This window comes from Candidatus Accumulibacter propinquus (assembly GCF_056856495.1).
Genome location: NZ_JBSEHC010000004.1, coordinates 134,037 through 149,056 on the forward strand (window position 1 = coordinate 134,037; position 15,020 = coordinate 149,056).

Consider the following 15,020-nt stretch of genomic DNA (forward strand, 5'->3'; position numbering starts at 1 on the left):
GCAGCAGAGCCTGCGATCGTCGGCAGCTGGAGTGGTGGACGACTGCGCCGCGCGTGCCGCACGCCCCGACGGGGTGCAAGGCAGTTCCCGGCGTGGGCGTGCAGGCGTCCGTTGGCAGCACAACACACGCAGGACGAAAGGAACGCGGATGCACAAACTCTCCTTGCTGGATGTCGCTTTCTTCATCGCCGAGTCGGAAGCGAGCCCGAAGCATGTGGGTGGCCTGATGATCTGCAAGCGCCCGCCCAGATCGAAGCCCGGTTTCGCGGCCGATCTGTACCGGGAGTTTCTCACCTTCACCGACGTTCAGGCGCCTTTCAACCGCTTGATCCACTTTTCGCTGACGGCCATGCCCACCTGGCGGGACTGCGAGTCGGTTGACCTGCAGAAGCACGTGTTCTATCACAAGCTGCCGCGTGGCAAGAACGGCCGGCCGGAACTGTACCGTTTGGTAGCGGACCTGCATCAGCCGATGCTCGATCGGTCGAGGCCGCTGTGGGAGATGCATGTCATCGACGGACTCAGCGAAGGGCGTTTTGCGGTATACGTCAAGACGCATCATGCCAGCGCCGACGGCGTGACCATGATGCGCTGGGCCGTCGATTCGCTGTCCCCGCGGGCCGACGATCTGGAACTGAAACCGATCTGGTCGATCAGGCATGCGCTTGGCCACCGCAGCGAGAAGCGGCTCAACGAGAAAATGGCGCAGTCGCTGCTGGCCAACCTGGCTGGGGCCGGCAAGCGTGTGCTGGGGATTGGGCGGCTCTCGGCGATGCTGTTGCTGGAAAGCATCAAACTCACCAAGAATGCCATTTCGCTGCCATTCGTGGCCGATGGCAATACGCCCTTGACCGGACAGGTCACGGCCGGTCGCCAGTTTGCGACGGCCAGCGTGAGCATGGACCGGGTCAACCTGATCCGTACCAGGACCCGGTCGACGCTGAACCATGTCGCGCTGACGTGCCTGGACGGCGCCTTGCGCCGCTACCTGCGCGATGAGGGCGTCGACCTGCAGCGGCCGATCACGATTCAGATGCCGGTCAACCTGCGCAAGGAGGGCGACCAGGGTGCCGGCAACAAGATCGGGATCATCCAGGTCGAACTTTCGCCGCCGACCGATGATCCCTATGTCCGCCTGCGCAACATCGGCTTCTCGCTGCGCAATGTGCGCACTATGATCGACAGTGTCGCTCCCGAGGCGATCGAGTCCTACACGCTGATTACCGGTGTGGTCGGACAACTCGCGGAAATGCTGAAGCTCAGCAATCACCTGCCGCCGACGGGCAACACGCTGGTCTCGAACGTGCCGGGTCCGCGTGAATACCTCTATATCAAGGGCGCCCGCCTTGAGGAACTGCATCCAATCAGTACCCTGCCGGCCGGCAACCTGCTCAACATCACTTTGTTCAGCTACGCCGGGCAACTGTTCTTCGGTTTGATTGCGACTGACGAACTGCCGAATCTCGAGCGTCTGAGCGCCTACGTGGCTGAAGCGTTTACCGAACTCGAGCAGTCCGTCCTCGACGCACACCAACCCCATACCACTGGTCGGGTACCCCGTGAAACATGAGCAAAAAAAGACCGGGCATTGCACCCGGTCTAATGCTCGGATTTCTTTTTTTCGCAGGGTTCGAGGCGACCCTGCTTGAACTTCCACTACGTCGTTGGCACCCGTTCCACCGGTGCCAACCCGAGCAGGACACCCGCGACGAGGTGCCGTTTGTTACCTACCAGAAGAAAATGCCCATTTCCAAGCGTTGCATTGTGAAGCGATGGGCGAACGATACCTTGGGCCGACGCGCTCGTCCGTGCGTAATGTCACGGTCACGGTCAATGCGATGGATCGCGGCGCCGTCGGCTTTCCCAGGCGTGGACCACGGCGAAAAGGAAGGGCAACAGCGATTAACATGCCGGCCGTTGGCTGCCCAGGCACGAACCAACGGGCTGTCCCCGCCGATTGACGAGAACCGGGATGTCTGACCTTTTTGCCGAGAGGCCTGCGGACGCACCCCTTGCCGAGCGGCTGCGGCCGAGAAGTTTGGCCGAAGTGATCGGGCAGGAACATCTGCTCGGTCCGGGAAAGCCGCTGGCGATGGCATTCGCCTCGGGGCAGTTGCACAGCATGATCCTGTGGGGGCCGCCGGGGGTGGGCAAGACAACCCTGGCGCGCCTGATGGCGGATGCCTTTGCTGCCGATTTCATTGCCCTCTCTGCGGTATTCTCCGGTGTCAAGGACATCCGTGAGGCCGTGGCACGCGCCGAAATGACGCGCGCTCACCATGGCCGACGAACGATTCTCTTCGTCGATGAAGTGCATCGTTTCAACAAGGCCCAGCAGGACGCTTTTTTGCCTTATGTCGAGGCCGGGCTGCTGACTTTTGTCGGTGCGACGACAGAAAACCCGTCGTTCGAGGTCAATTCGGCGCTGCTCTCGCGGGCTTCGGTGTACGTGCTGCACCCGCTCTCGGCGGTTGAAATGGCGCGCCTCTTCGAACGGGTTTGCGGGCAGATACTGCCGGACCTGAACTTCGACGACGATGCGCGTGCGCGCCTGATTGGCCTTGCCGACGGCGACGCCCGGCGGCTGCTCAACCTCATCGAACAGATCGGTACGGCCACTGCGACTGCGCAGGTGCGCAGCGTCGACGGGGCTTTCATTGAGCGATCCCTGGCGCAGAGCCTGCGTCGCTTCGACAAGGGCGGCGATGCCTTCCACGACCAGATTTCGGCCTTGCACAAGGCGGTTCGCGGATCCTCGCCGGATGCCGCGTTGTACTGGTTCTGCCGCATGCTCGACGGTGGTGCCGATCCACGTTATCTGGCGCGTCGCATCGTGCGCATGGCCTGGGAAGACATCGGCCTTGCCGACCCGCGTGCAGCACGGATCGCACTCGACGCGGCCGAAACCTTCGAACGTCTCGGCTCTCCCGAAGGCGAACTGGCACTTGCCGATGCGGTGGTGTACATGGCCATGGCCGCCAAGTCGAACGCGGCCTACCTCGCGTATAATGCCGCGCGCAGCTTCGTCAGTGGAGATGGGTCGCGGCCCGTGCCGGTCCATCTGCGTAACGCGCCGACACGGTTGATGAAAAACCTGGGTTACGGGGCAAACTACCGCTACGCCCACGACGAGGCCGATGCCTATGCGGCCGGCGAGAACTATTTTCCGGAAGGCATGCCGGCGATCGAGTGGTATCGGCCGGTCGCGCGTGGCCTCGAAATCCGCATTGGCGAGAAGCTGGCGCAGTTGCGTGAGCTCGATCGTCAGGCAAGGGACAAGAAGGACTAGGCGGCAGCTTGGCGGGGCGCCGCGAATTCGCCAAACTGAGGACCAGGCATGCTCGACATACAACTGCTGCGCAACAACCTTGATGCGATTGCCGAAAGACTGGCAACGCGCGGCTTCACGCTTGACCGATCGACCTTCCAGCAGCTCGAAAACGAGCGCAAGTTCTTGCAGACGCGCACGCAGGAGTTGCAGGCCGGGCGCAACAGCCTCTCCAGACAAGTCGGCATGCTCAAGGGCCGCGGCGAAGATGCCGCGGCCGTCATGGAGCAGGTGGCGGCGATCAAGAACGAGCTCGAAGCCAATGCGGTTCGCCTGGTTGAGTTGCTCAAGGAACTCGATGCGTTTCTGGCGGTGCTTCCAAATCTGCCGCAAGTCAGCGTTCCGGTGGGCCGATCGGACGTCGACAACGTCGAGGTGAAACGCTGGGGCGCGCCGCGCAGCTTTGGCTTCGCGGTGAAGGATCACGTTGACCTCGGCGAGGCCTTGGGCCAGCTTGATTTCGCTACTGCCGCGAAGATCGCCGGCACGCGTTTTTCGCTGATGAAGGGGCAGCTTGCCCGTTTGCATCGCGTGCTCGCGCAGTTCATGCTCGATACGCATACCGCGCGGCATGGCTACACCGAAGTCTATGCGCCCTATCTGGTCAACGCGGCCAGCCTACTGGGTACCGGGCAGTTGCCGAAGTTCGAGGAGGACTTGTTCAAGGTCCTGCGCGCCGACGCCGATCCGTTGTACCTGATTCCCACGGCCGAGGTTCCGGTCACCAACATCGTGCGCGACGCCATTCTCACGGCGGCGGAGTTGCCGCTGAAGTTCGTCTGTCACACCCCGTGTTTTCGCTCGGAAGCGGGATCATACGGTCGAGACACGCGCGGCATGATCCGCCAGCACCAGTTCGACAAGGTAGAGCTGGTGCAGATCGTGGCCGCCGGGGATTCGCTGGCGGCGCACGAAGAACTCACCGGACATGCCGAAGCCATTCTCGAAATGCTCGATCTGCCTTATCGGCGCGTGGCGTTATGTACCGGCGACATCGGCTTCTCATCAGCCAAGACCTATGACCTCGAGGTCTGGCTGCCGGCACAGAAAGCTTACCGCGAGATCTCCTCATGCTCCAACTTCGAGGCATTTCAGGCCAGGCGCATGCAGGCGCGTTACCGCAACGAGCGCAACAAAACCGAACTGGTGCATACCCTCAATGGTTCCGGACTTGCCGTCGGGCGCACCCTGGTGGCGGTGATGGAAAATTTCCAGAACACCGACGGCAGCATCAGTGTTCCACCTGTACTGCGTCCTTATTTGAATGGCACGGATCGTATCAGCATTGACTGAGCAAGGCGTGAGCTGCTCCTTGTCCATTGTTGGCCGCGGTGGGGAGTGATGCGGTGTCGTCAGAGGGGGGCTTTTCGCAAGGAAAATGTTGCCACCGTGCATGCTCCCGCCAGGTTGTGCTAATATTCGCGCCCGACGGAGAGGTGGCAGAGTGGCCGAATGTACCTGACTCGAAATCAGGCGTAGGTGTGAGCCTACCGCGGGTTCGAATCCCGCCCTCTCCGCCAGGACACCGGCTGCAAACGCTCTGCAGCTAAAACGAACACCCCGCTTAACGCCTTGTTTTGCGGGGTTTTTCGTTTCTACCTCCTGACTTCGCAAATTTGGTACGGATTTTTCAAGTGATTGTATTTGCTTGACAAAATATGGGTGGTGGGCGGATTTTGTGATGGCGTATGCTTTGGTTTTGTGGGGTACGCCATCGCGAAATGAGGCTCATCTGGTACGCCTTTGTAATGGGATAATGGCCCCATCACGAGAACAATAAATGGCGAATGATGGCGCAGAAACAGACGGTTACCGTTGAGCAACTCGAATCCCATCTCTGGGAGTCTGCCAACATCCTGCGCGGCCCGGTGGACGCGGCCGACTTCAAGACCTACATCTTCCCGCTGCTGTTCTTCAAGCGCATCTGCGACGTCTGGGATGACGAGTACCAGTTGCTCGTCGACGAGACCGGCGATGAGCAACTGGCCTGGTTCCCTGAGTCGCACCGGTTCCAGATCCCGGAGGGCTGCCATTGGAACGACGTGCGTACCAAGGCCACGAACGTCGGCGCTGCGATTCAGCGCGCCATGCGCGAGATCGAGAAGGCCAACCCCGACACGCTGTACGGCGTGTTCGGCGACGCACAGTGGTCCAACAAGGAGCGCCTGTCCGACGCGCTGCTCAAGGACCTGATCGAGCATTTTTCCAAGCTGCCGCTGAGCAACCACGACGTCACGTCCGATCTGCTAGGCGATGCCTACGAGTACCTGATCAAGAAGTTCGCGGACGCCACCAACAAGAAGGCCGGCGAGTTCTACACGCCGCGCAGCGTGGTGCGGTTGATGATCGACATGCTCGACCCGAAGGAGGCCGAGACCATCTACGACCCCGCCTGCGGCACCGGCGGCATGCTGCTGGCCGCCGTGCAGCACGTCAAGGAACAGCACGGCGACGTGAAGCGCCTCTGGGGAAAGCTGTATGGCCAGGAGAAGAACCTGACCACCTCGTCCATCGCCCGCATGAACCTTTTCCTGCACGGCATCGAGGACTTTCAGGTTGTGCGTGGCGACACGCTGCGCAACCCGGCCTTTTTCGACGGCGACCGGCTCGCCAGCTTTGACTGCGTGATCGCCAATCCGCCGTTCTCGCTGGAGAAGTGGGGCGAAGACCTGTGGCTGAACGACCCCTTCGGCCGCAACTTTGCCGGCCTGCCGCCTTCGTCCAGCGGGGACTTTGCCTGGGTGCAGCACATGGTCAAATCTATGGCGGAAGTCACCGCGCGAATGGCCGTGGTGTTGCCCCAGGGCGCGCTGTTCCGCAAAGGCGCCGAGGGCAACATCCGGCAAAAGCTGCTGGAGATGGATCTGATCGAGGCAGTGATCGGGCTGGCACCCAACCTGTTCTATGGCACCGGGCTTGCCGCGTGCATTCTGGTGCTACGCAAGCGCAAGCCTGCTGCACGCAGAAGGAGAGTGCTGATTGCCGACGCCTCGCGACTGTTCCGGCGTGGCCGTGCGCAGAACTATCTGGAGCCTGAGCACGCGCTGGCGATTGAGCGCTGGTTCGAGAAGTTCGAGGATGTGCAGGATGCCGTTCGTGTCGTCAGCCTCGACGAGATCAAGGCCGAGGACTGGACGCTGAACATCTCGCGCTATGTGCTGCCCCCGTTGCAGGAAGACATCCCGCCGCTCTCCGAAGCCATTGCGGCCTTCAAGGCGGCGCTGACCCGCTGTCGCGAGGCCGAAGACCGCCTTGCGAGCGTGATGGAAGAAGGCGGGTGGCTGAAATGAGCAGGATCACCCAACAAGAGCTTGAATCGTACCTCTGGAGTGCTGCCGTCCTGCTGCGCGGGCTGATCGATGCCGGCGACTACAAGCAGTTCATCTTCCCGCTGCTCTTCTTCAAGCGCGTCTCCGACATCTGGGACGAGGAATATCAGGTCGCCCTCGCCGATGCCGCTGGCGATCTCTCCTTCGCCAAGTTCGCCGAGAATCACCGCTTCCAGATTCCCGAAGGGGCGCACTGGAACGATGTCAGGCAGAAACCCAAGAATGTCGGGCTGGCCATTCAGACCGCACTGCGCCAACTGGAAGCTGCCAATCCGGATCTCCTGGCCGGCATCTTCGGCGATTCGCCCTGGACCAACCGTGAGCGCCTGCCCGACGAGACCCTCAAGAACCTCCTCGAGCATTTCTCGACCCAGATACTGTCGGTGGCCAACGTGCCCGAGGACGAACTCGGCAACGCCTACGAATTCCTGATCAAGAAGTTTGCTGACGACTCCGGCCACACCGCCGCTGAGTTTTACACCAACCGCACCGTCGTCCATCTGATGACGCAACTCCACGCCCCGCAGGCTGGCGAGTCGATCTATGACCCCACATGCGGCACCGGCGGCATGCTCATCTCGGCACTGGTCGAAGTGAAGCGCAGCGGCGGCGAATACCGCACGCTCAGGCTTTACGGGCAGGAGCGCAACCTCATTACTTCCGGCATCGCGCGGATGAACCTGTTCCTGCACGGTGTCGAAGACTTCCAGATCATCCGCGGTGACACGCTGGCCGACCCGAGGCACATCGAGGGTGACCGGCTCCGCAAGTTCGATGTGGTTCTCGCCAATCCACCGTACTCGATCAAGCAGTGGGATCGCGCGGCGTGGGAGCAGGACAAGTGGGGCCGGAACTTCCTCGGCACGCCACCACAGGGGCGGGCCGATTACGCCTTTCAGCAGCACATCCTGGCCAGCCTGAGCGGCCAGGGTCGTTGCGCCGTCCTCTGGCCGCACGGCGTGCTGTTTCGCAACGAAGAGCAAGGTATGCGCACCAAGATGGTCGAACAGGATTGGGTCGAGGCAGTGATCCTAAATTCCTCTGTTAACCCGCGGCAAGTGCGAGACTTGGGGGAGCCACAGGCGTAGGAGGAGATGCTTTCGGTCTAGCGTTGATGATTTTGTCGACGACGTAGCGGACAAGCGCCGGCCAGCGGCCAGCTTTTGGCAACTGAGGCGCACTTGCCAGAACATGGTCAAGACCCTTGCGGACATTGACGATCATCGCCTTGATTTGGTCCCCCGCCGCATGGGAGAGCGTGAGCAGCAAGCGAGACTGGCCGGCGTGCTCGGTCAGGCGGCCCACCCCGGCGAGCAACATCGGGCGACTGGTGATCGCTTCCAGGCGTGTCTTCGGATGCGCCAGGCGAACATACCAACTCCACCAGTTGTAGATCAGCGCCACCGCTCGCGCCGAGAGGTTGCAGCGCTCCAGGTCCTGCGTGGTGTAGCCGCCCCAGCCCCATTGATTTTTCAGTTCGTCGAAGCCATTTTCACAATCGGCCCGATCCCGATACAACTGGCCCATGGCTTCTGTCGAGTAGTCCGCGTTCGTGACCAGGACGGCGTATTCCCAGAGTTTGGCCCTCTCCGAATGGTCGAGGAACTGCAACTCGGGCTGGGTGCTCTCGTTGCTCGCTTCGGCGACCAGGCTGGACTTGACGCGTCGCCGTAGCACCACAACACGCCGCGCGCGAGTCCAGCCCGCCAATTGGAGTTCGGCTTCCACCGCGTCAAAACCCTGGCCGACACCCTGCCAGTCGCTGCGCCGCCAGAGCCGCTCGATCAGGCGCTTGACCCCAGCCGTTTGCTTGAGCTTGAAGAGATAGCGCTGCCCTATCTCTTCCATCTCGGCCATCATGCCTTCATTGCCGAAGGCGATGTCGCCGCGCACCAGGACGGGACGTTCCTCAACAGCGAGTCGTTCGAGCAGCAGGCGTAGCCGGGGCCGGCTATATTTCCCGGCAATGGCTTTGCCGCCTTGCTCTTCCACATCAAGCACCAAACGCAGATTGCCGATCCAGTAGGTGTGCAGTGTATGACTGGGCCGTCCCGGTTTCGTGGGGTTGTATCCGACCTCGGCGCCCGCCTGGTGGCCGTAGAGCAATTTGATGGTCGTGTCGACGTCGAGAATCCAGGGCGTACGGAGCGCTTCGCGGCTGCTCTCCGAAAGCGCCGTGTCCATCCATGCCGTACTCTTTGCCAGTTGCGCCGCCCGGGCAGCACGCGCTTCGCCGCGGCACGGCTTGGCTTGGTTCGGCGCCAGATGCGCCAGGGCGCGGCGCAGACTTTCATCGCTGATGATCTTGTTCATGCCGAGAATCTGCGGCGCGACCTCGTCGCCGCGTAGCCCGGTCACATGCGCATACCGCCGCTGGCCATCCAGTATCGACAACATCCAGGTGCCGAGAACGTCGACCGACTCGGGTGCGTTGGAGCTGGTGTAGGCCATCGGACACCCCCCCAGCCAACGGGTGAATAGGCCCGAGACTTCGAGGAATTCGGCAAAGAACGGCAACTGCCCCAGGGCCGTGGCACTTCCCCCTTCGTCCCAGCGAACGTGGAATCGCCCACCAAGCGTCGCCACACGCATCTCCAGCGCCGTCTGCTCGATCTCTTGCAAGGCACCATCCACCGCCTTGACCAGCTCTTTTCGCTCGAAATCCAACTCACCCATTGGGTGACCCTCCCGATTCGCCGGAAACCCTCACCAGCACTCAGTTTGCAGCAATTCTTGCTCTTTCAACTGAGGAAAATAGGGTGATTGGTCTTGGCTCGAACCTGTTCTACAACTCGCCAATGGAAGCCTGTGTCGTCGTCTGCAACCGGCGTAAACCTGCGGCGCGCAAAGGCAAGGTGTTGTTCATCGACGCCCTGCATGCGGTGACGCGGGAACGAGCGCAGAGCTTCCTGAAGGCCGAGCATCAGCAACGCATCCTGCAAGCGTACCAAACCTTTGCCGATGTGGCGGGCTTTGCAAGGGTGGTGAGCGTGGCGGAAATCATCGCCAACGCCGGCAATCTCTCGATTCCGCTGTACGTGAAGAAAGTGTCGGTAAGCGGCGAGTGCGAAGGGCAGTCGGTGAGTTTGCCAGCGACCTGGGAGAAGTGGCAAAGCGAACCGCGCCGTTCCACCATGGCTCGCGCCTCACGTCGAACGTTAAATATCTGCTTTTCTGACTGACATTTCTTGCCGTAACGCTCCGTTGAACCCCACCCCGTTCTAAACCGACCCGCCAGTCATCCCCACCCCAGCCGCCCCCAGGCGGCTTTTTTGTGCCCCTCGAACCCGCCTCGCGCGGGTACGTCACTCCAGGTGGCGAGGTCGGCTGATCGGTGTCTGGCAGGCGCATTTCGACTACTCGCAGGATATTGCCGCCGAAGGCATCCAGCCGACGCCGATCTCGGCAGGCAAGTACAAGGTCGAGGGCAATCCGTATGCGCCGCTCGACGAGGAAGCGCAGGGCTTCATGTAGTCTCGCGTGGATGACCCTACGCCAGCTTCACCAAGACGGTGGCGCGTGGGTTCGATGAGGTGGTCAGGAAGATGCGGCACGACGCCAAGGCCAGCGCCCGATCGAAGGCAAGCCGTCTCGCCTATGCGCAACGGGCAATCGAGATTCTGCAATAATAGGGGGCTGCGATTGAAGTCTGTTTGGTTGGATGGCTGAGTAGTGCGCGCGAACATGCAGGTCTTTAGTGGTTCATTTTTCGTCAATTTCGGAGGGACGATGTACGCTGATCTAAGATACTTGGTTGCCTGCGTCTCCATAATGGCTACCCTTGCCTATGCTGAGAACCCAAGCAAAATTGATGCGCCTGACATCAAGGTGGGCGATCGATGGGTGTACAACGAAATCGATTTGTACAAAAAGGAAAAAACCGGAACGATGACGCTGCAGGTGGTATCCAAGAGCCGGGACGAGGTTCGTGCTACGGTGACCACCGCTTCTGGAACCCGGGAAGACGTCTTTGACGGTGAATGGAACTCACGCATCCGTGACGGAAGAACCTATACGCCGTTCTATCCCTCCTACGCTTTCCCACTGGAGGTTGGCAAGACCTGGACAGCGAAGGTGACGTATCCGAACAGAACTCGCGACGGCGAAAATCGAGTTGAGACGACGGGTATTGTCGTCGGTTGGGAATCGATCACCGTCCCAGCGGGGACATTCAACGCACTAAAGATTCGGCATGATGGCCGCTGGCAAAACGTCCGCACGTTAAAAACGAACAGCGGGATTAGTACTACCACCATCTGGTACGTTCCAGAGGTACGACGTTACGTGAAGTACGAGTACGACGATGGGTATAACAAGGAAGGTAACGAACTCGCAGAGTACAAGCTGAACTGACCTGAAACAACCCTTCGGGCATCCCCACCCCAAGCCGCCTCCGGGCGGTTTTTTTGTGCCCCTCGAACCCGCCTCGCGCGGGTTTTTGTTTTTGGAGAATCACATGAGTAAGCAACTGCGCGAGCTTCAGGCTCGCAAGACCACCCTGGTCAAGGAAGCCCGCAGCTTGACCGACCGCGCCGCTTCGGAGAACCGCGACCTCACCGACGAAGAAGTGAGCGCCTTCGACGCCCTGCGCGTTCGTATCGACGCCGCCTCGGCGGCCATCGACCGCGAAGCCGCCCTGATCGCCGACGAAGCCCGCATCGGCATCCAGAGTGCCATCGGCCCGATCGTCACCGACCACCGCGAAGCCGATCCCCGGCGCGGCTTTGGTTCCCTCGGCGAATTCATGCAGGCCGTTTATCAGGCCGACAAGCCCGGCCAGTCGATCGACGCCCGCTTGCTCGTCGGCGGCATCAGCGCCGCAGCCCCCAGCAACTTCAGCAACGAAGCCTCGGGCCAGGACGGCGGCTTTCTCGTGCCGCCGCAGTTCTCGCAGGACATCTTCAAGCTGTCGCTCGGTGAGGACTCGCTCCTGCCGCTCACCGACAACGTCGAGATCAGCGGCAACAGCATGGCGTTTCCGAAGGACGAGACCACGCCCTGGGGTACGAACGGCATCCGCGCCTACTGGCAGGGCGAAGCCGCCACGGCCCTCCCCACCAAGCCGGTGCTCGGCCTCGCCACCCTGCGCCTGAAGAAACTGATGGCGCTGGTCCCCACCACCGACGAACTGCTCGACGACGCCAACGCGCTGACGAGCTACCTGCCGGAGAAGGTGGCGCTGTCGATTCGCTGGAAAGCCAACGAGTCGATTCTCTTCGGCGCCGGCAACGGCATCCCGGTCGGCTGCATGAACGGTGGTGCGATCGTCACGGTCGCCAAGGAATCCGGCCAGGCGACGCAGACGCTGGTGGCGCAGAACCTCGCCAAGATGATCGCGCGCCTGCCGCCCGGGTCCTTCACCCACGCGGTGTGGATCGTGAACAACGACGTCCTGCCGGCGCTCTTCACCCTGACGCTCGGCAACTACCCGATCTATCTGCCGGTCGGGCAGTCGGTCGGCGGCATCCAGGGCTCGCCCTACGGCACGCTCCTGGGCCGCCCGGTGTCCGCGCCGACGTGAATCTGGTTCAAATTCGCCGGCTTGAAAGTGGAGCGCTGACGGGGACGTGAAGGGGGTGGCTGGCGCAAGGCGAAAGCCGCCGGCGACGGGGAGTCGGCGGCGGCGGAAGTTGAGGTGGAGAGGAGATCAGGCGTCGGTCTGATCGCGCATGCGGTAGCTGCGCCCGTCGATGACGACCGATTCGGCGTGGTGGAGCAAGCGGTCGAGCAAGGCCGAGGTCAAGGTGCTGTCGTTGTTGAAGATCTCGGGCCACTGCTTGAAGGCACGATTCGTCGTAATGACCGTCGAGCCTCGTTCGTAGCGCTGGCTGATCACTTGGAACAAGCCGTCGGCGCCGAACTTGTCGATCGGCAAATACCCCAACTCGTCGACCACCAGGAGCGAAGGTTTCATCAAGCGCGCCATTTCACGCTTGATCCCGCCGGTGGCCTGCGCCGCCGCCAGGGCATTGACGATATCGACGGCGCTGGTGAAGAGCGCCATCCGGCCTTGCAGGCAAGCCGCATACGCCAGGGCGACCGCAAGGTGGGTCTTGCCGACGCCGACGCCGCCCAGAAGAATCACGTTGCCGTGCTGAGGCAAGAACTCCAGGCGGAACAAATGCTGCACCTGTGCCCGGTTGATCTTCTTCGGCCAACTCCAATCGAAGCCATCGAGCGTCTTGATCCCCGGCAGGCGCGCCGCCTTTACCCGGCGAGCGACCAGCGCCTCATCGCGGCGCGCCACCTCGCCGACGACCAATTGCTCCAGGAAGCGGCCATGCGGCCACGACTCGCGGGCCGCCTCGGCCATCAGGGTTTGGTGATGTTGCGCGAAATACGGCAACTGCAGACGCCCCAGATGTTTCGCCAGCAAGGCATCAGTCATGGCCATCGGAACCTCCGTCGTCGTGACCGCGAGCGAAATCCGAATAGGCCGACAAGTCGGCCGGCGGCAACTCCAACTCGAGCACATCCTGACGGCGCATCAGCACAAGCGGACTGGCCTCCGGCAACTGTCGGGAGCGCGCCTCGATCAGATGCGCCACGTACTCGCTGCTGAACGCCTCGAACGCGAGGGCATCGGTCAGCGCCCGCACCACCGCGTCGTCGCCGTAGATCTCGGCCAGTGCCACGATCTTGCGCACATGCACGAGCGCATGGCCGCGTCGCTCCAGCAGGCCCGCGTGATAGCGCACCGCCAGCGGCGTCAGGGCAAAGAAACGCCGCAGCACCTGCGCATCGCGGGCATGGCGGCGCTGCGCCACCAGGACTTTCGGATGATCGGGATCCTCGATGTCGCGGTGTCGCTCGAAGGAGCGGGCATGGCGCGCGATCAAGTCCTCGCCGTGGTAAATGCACACGCGATCCGGATAGGCCTTGACGGTGACCTGGGCGCCGGCAAAGCGCGCCGGCACCGAATAGCGGTTGGCCTCGAAGTTCACCCGGAACTGGCGGGTGGCGCGCAGCGTCAGCACCCGGCCGACATCGAACGGACGGGGATTGACCGCGTGCAGATGCGCTCGCTCATCGGCCCACAGATCGGTCGGCCGGCGATGCGTTTCCCGATGCACCCGGACATTGGCGACCGATTCCAGCCAGACCTGCGCCGCCTGACCCAGTGCGGCAAAGTCCGGCAACTCCAGACCGGACAGGAAGTTGCCCTTGACATAGCCGACACCGCGTTCGACGCGCCCCTTCTCGTTGCCCTTCGCCACCGCGCAAGCCACCGGCTCGAAGCCGTAGTGGCGGGCGAAATCGAGATAGCGCGGATTGAACTGCGCCGCTTCGCCGCGCCTGTGCTGGAGCACCGCGCAGCGCAGATTGTCGACCATCACCTTCCTTGGCACGCCGAGCGCATGGAAGCCATTGACATGCGCCGCGAGGAATTGCTCCATCGTCTGCGACAGCGTGAATTCGACGTACATCTTCCGGCTGTACGCCAGCACCATGACGAAGAAGGACAGGCGCCGCCGGGTATCGCCGACGGCGATCGTCCCGAATTCGCCCCAGTCGACCTGGGCGGCCTCGCCCGGAGCAAAGGCGAGCGTCAGAAAGGCTTCCCGCGGACGCGGGCGGATGGCCCGTACATAATCCTTGACGATGCTGATGCCGCCGCCGTAACCGTTGTCGCACAGCCGCTGAAAGACTTGCTGCGCCGACAGCGGATGGGCGTCGAGCCAGCCGACGATGCGGCCCTTGAAGGGATCGAGCTTGCTCGATCGGCGGACCGCTTGCCGCGGCGCGTAGGGGCGTCCGATCCAGTGGCGTACGGTCTTGACGTCGAGGCCCAGCGAAACCGCGAGTTGGGCGGCAGTCAGGTGTTTCGCAACGCCATCGCCAATGGCGGCCCAGGTCGCGTAGTCGATCATGGACGCCCTCCAAGAATGGCATGCAGACGCTCGATGCGGGCGGCAACGGGCACCGACTCGGGCAGGCTGAGCACTTGGGTGAGCGGCGGGTCGTAGGCGATCAGGTCGAGGGCGATGAGCTCCCGGCGGGCCTGGGCCAGCCGTCGCAGGTCCAGCTTCAGGCGCCGGGACAGGCTCGCGTCGCTGTAATAGCTCAAGCCATGGGCATCGGCGGCGGTGACGAGAAACAGATACAGCGCCCAGGCACAGACGTCAGCCTTCTCGATGGTGTGCTCCCGCACCAGGCGGTGGTCGAGCCAGCTGAAATGCTCGGGCACTTGGCGCAGGCGTTCCGGGTTCAAGACCCGCTTGGTCGTACTCATGGTTTCCTCCTCGGATGTCGAGCCCGAGTTGTAGCAAGCGCGACAGGGCCGAGGCGATGTCCTCTTGTAACGCACTGCCCCAGATGTGGGCAATTAGCCCCACGAGAACAATGGGTTGCGCATTCAAGAG

Annotated in this window: 10 protein-coding genes, 1 tRNA gene and 2 pseudogenes; 9 read left to right on the top strand and 4 right to left on the bottom strand. The window is 62.2% G+C overall.

The features are described 5' to 3' along the window. Positions 1-148: 148 nt before the first annotated feature. From AC15MQ_RS16640 to AC15MQ_RS16665, 6 genes and pseudogenes are all read left to right on the top strand, one after another. On the top strand, positions 149-1,570 hold the full coding sequence (locus AC15MQ_RS16640) for a wax ester/triacylglycerol synthase family O-acyltransferase (RefSeq protein ID WP_287652321.1): 1,422 nt from the start codon (positions 149-151) through the stop codon (positions 1,568-1,570). A gap of 402 nt (positions 1,571-1,972) precedes the next feature. Further along, a complete protein-coding gene (locus AC15MQ_RS16645; protein WP_483080724.1) occupies positions 1,973-3,289 on the top strand; it encodes a replication-associated recombination protein A in 1,317 nt (438 codons plus the stop codon). A 48-nt stretch (positions 3,290-3,337) separates the two neighbouring features. Then, complete coding sequence (gene serS / locus AC15MQ_RS16650; protein ID WP_483080725.1) at positions 3,338-4,621, top strand: serine--tRNA ligase; 1,284 nt, start codon at positions 3,338-3,340, stop codon at positions 4,619-4,621. Positions 4,622-4,758: 137 nt separating this feature from the next. After that, a tRNA-Ser gene (locus AC15MQ_RS16655) sits at positions 4,759-4,848 on the top strand. 270 nt (positions 4,849-5,118) lie between these two features. After that, positions 5,119-6,618 (top strand): type I restriction-modification system subunit M, encoded by a 1,500-nt coding sequence (locus AC15MQ_RS16660; protein ID WP_483080830.1) that lies wholly within the window; start codon positions 5,119-5,121, stop codon positions 6,616-6,618. Then, positions 6,615-7,688 (top strand): annotated as a pseudogene (locus AC15MQ_RS16665) (type I restriction-modification system subunit M); the annotation flags it as partial. The gene AC15MQ_RS16660 and the pseudogene AC15MQ_RS16665, both read left to right, overlap by 4 nt. Positions 7,689-7,701: 13 nt before the next feature. Here the strand turns inward: AC15MQ_RS16665 and AC15MQ_RS16670 are convergent. Continuing rightward, positions 7,702-9,333 (bottom strand): transposase, encoded by a 1,632-nt coding sequence (locus AC15MQ_RS16670; protein ID WP_483080726.1) that lies wholly within the window; start codon positions 9,331-9,333, stop codon positions 7,702-7,704. A gap of 83 nt (positions 9,334-9,416) precedes the next feature. Here AC15MQ_RS16670 and AC15MQ_RS16675 point away from each other — a divergent pair. The 3 genes and pseudogenes from AC15MQ_RS16675 to AC15MQ_RS16685 all read left to right on the top strand — a co-directional run. After that, a pseudogene (locus AC15MQ_RS16675) lies at positions 9,417-9,782 on the top strand (N-6 DNA methylase); the annotation flags it as partial. A gap of 646 nt (positions 9,783-10,428) precedes the next feature. Then, the gene (locus AC15MQ_RS16680) at positions 10,429-11,010 is read left to right on the top strand and encodes a hypothetical protein (RefSeq protein ID WP_483080727.1); all 582 of its coding nucleotides are present in this window, start codon (positions 10,429-10,431) and stop codon (positions 11,008-11,010) included. Between the two features lie 55 nt (positions 11,011-11,065). After that, entirely contained in the window at positions 11,066-12,178 is a 1,113-nt protein-coding gene (locus tag AC15MQ_RS16685; RefSeq protein ID WP_483080728.1) for a phage major capsid protein, read from the top strand. A gap of 126 nt (positions 12,179-12,304) precedes the next feature. On the opposite strand, the gene istB is transcribed toward AC15MQ_RS16685, so the two are convergent. Genes istB through AC15MQ_RS16700 form a run of 3 tightly spaced genes read right to left on the bottom strand, consistent with a single transcriptional unit; the run spans position 12,305 to position 14,890 of the window. Then, entirely contained in the window at positions 12,305-13,051 is a 747-nt protein-coding gene (gene istB / locus AC15MQ_RS16690; RefSeq protein WP_287664040.1) for an IS21-like element helper ATPase IstB, read from the bottom strand. Continuing rightward, positions 13,038-14,528, bottom strand: coding sequence for an IS21 family transposase (gene istA, locus AC15MQ_RS16695; RefSeq protein ID WP_324522577.1), 1,491 nt, complete (start codon positions 14,526-14,528; stop codon positions 13,038-13,040). Before istA ends, istB begins: the two co-directional genes overlap by 14 nt. Next, positions 14,525-14,890, bottom strand: a complete 366-nt coding sequence (locus AC15MQ_RS16700; protein WP_324568620.1) for a hypothetical protein — start codon at positions 14,888-14,890, stop codon at positions 14,525-14,527. Before AC15MQ_RS16700 ends, istA begins: the two co-directional genes overlap by 4 nt. Between the last annotated feature and the right edge of the window lie 130 nt (positions 14,891-15,020).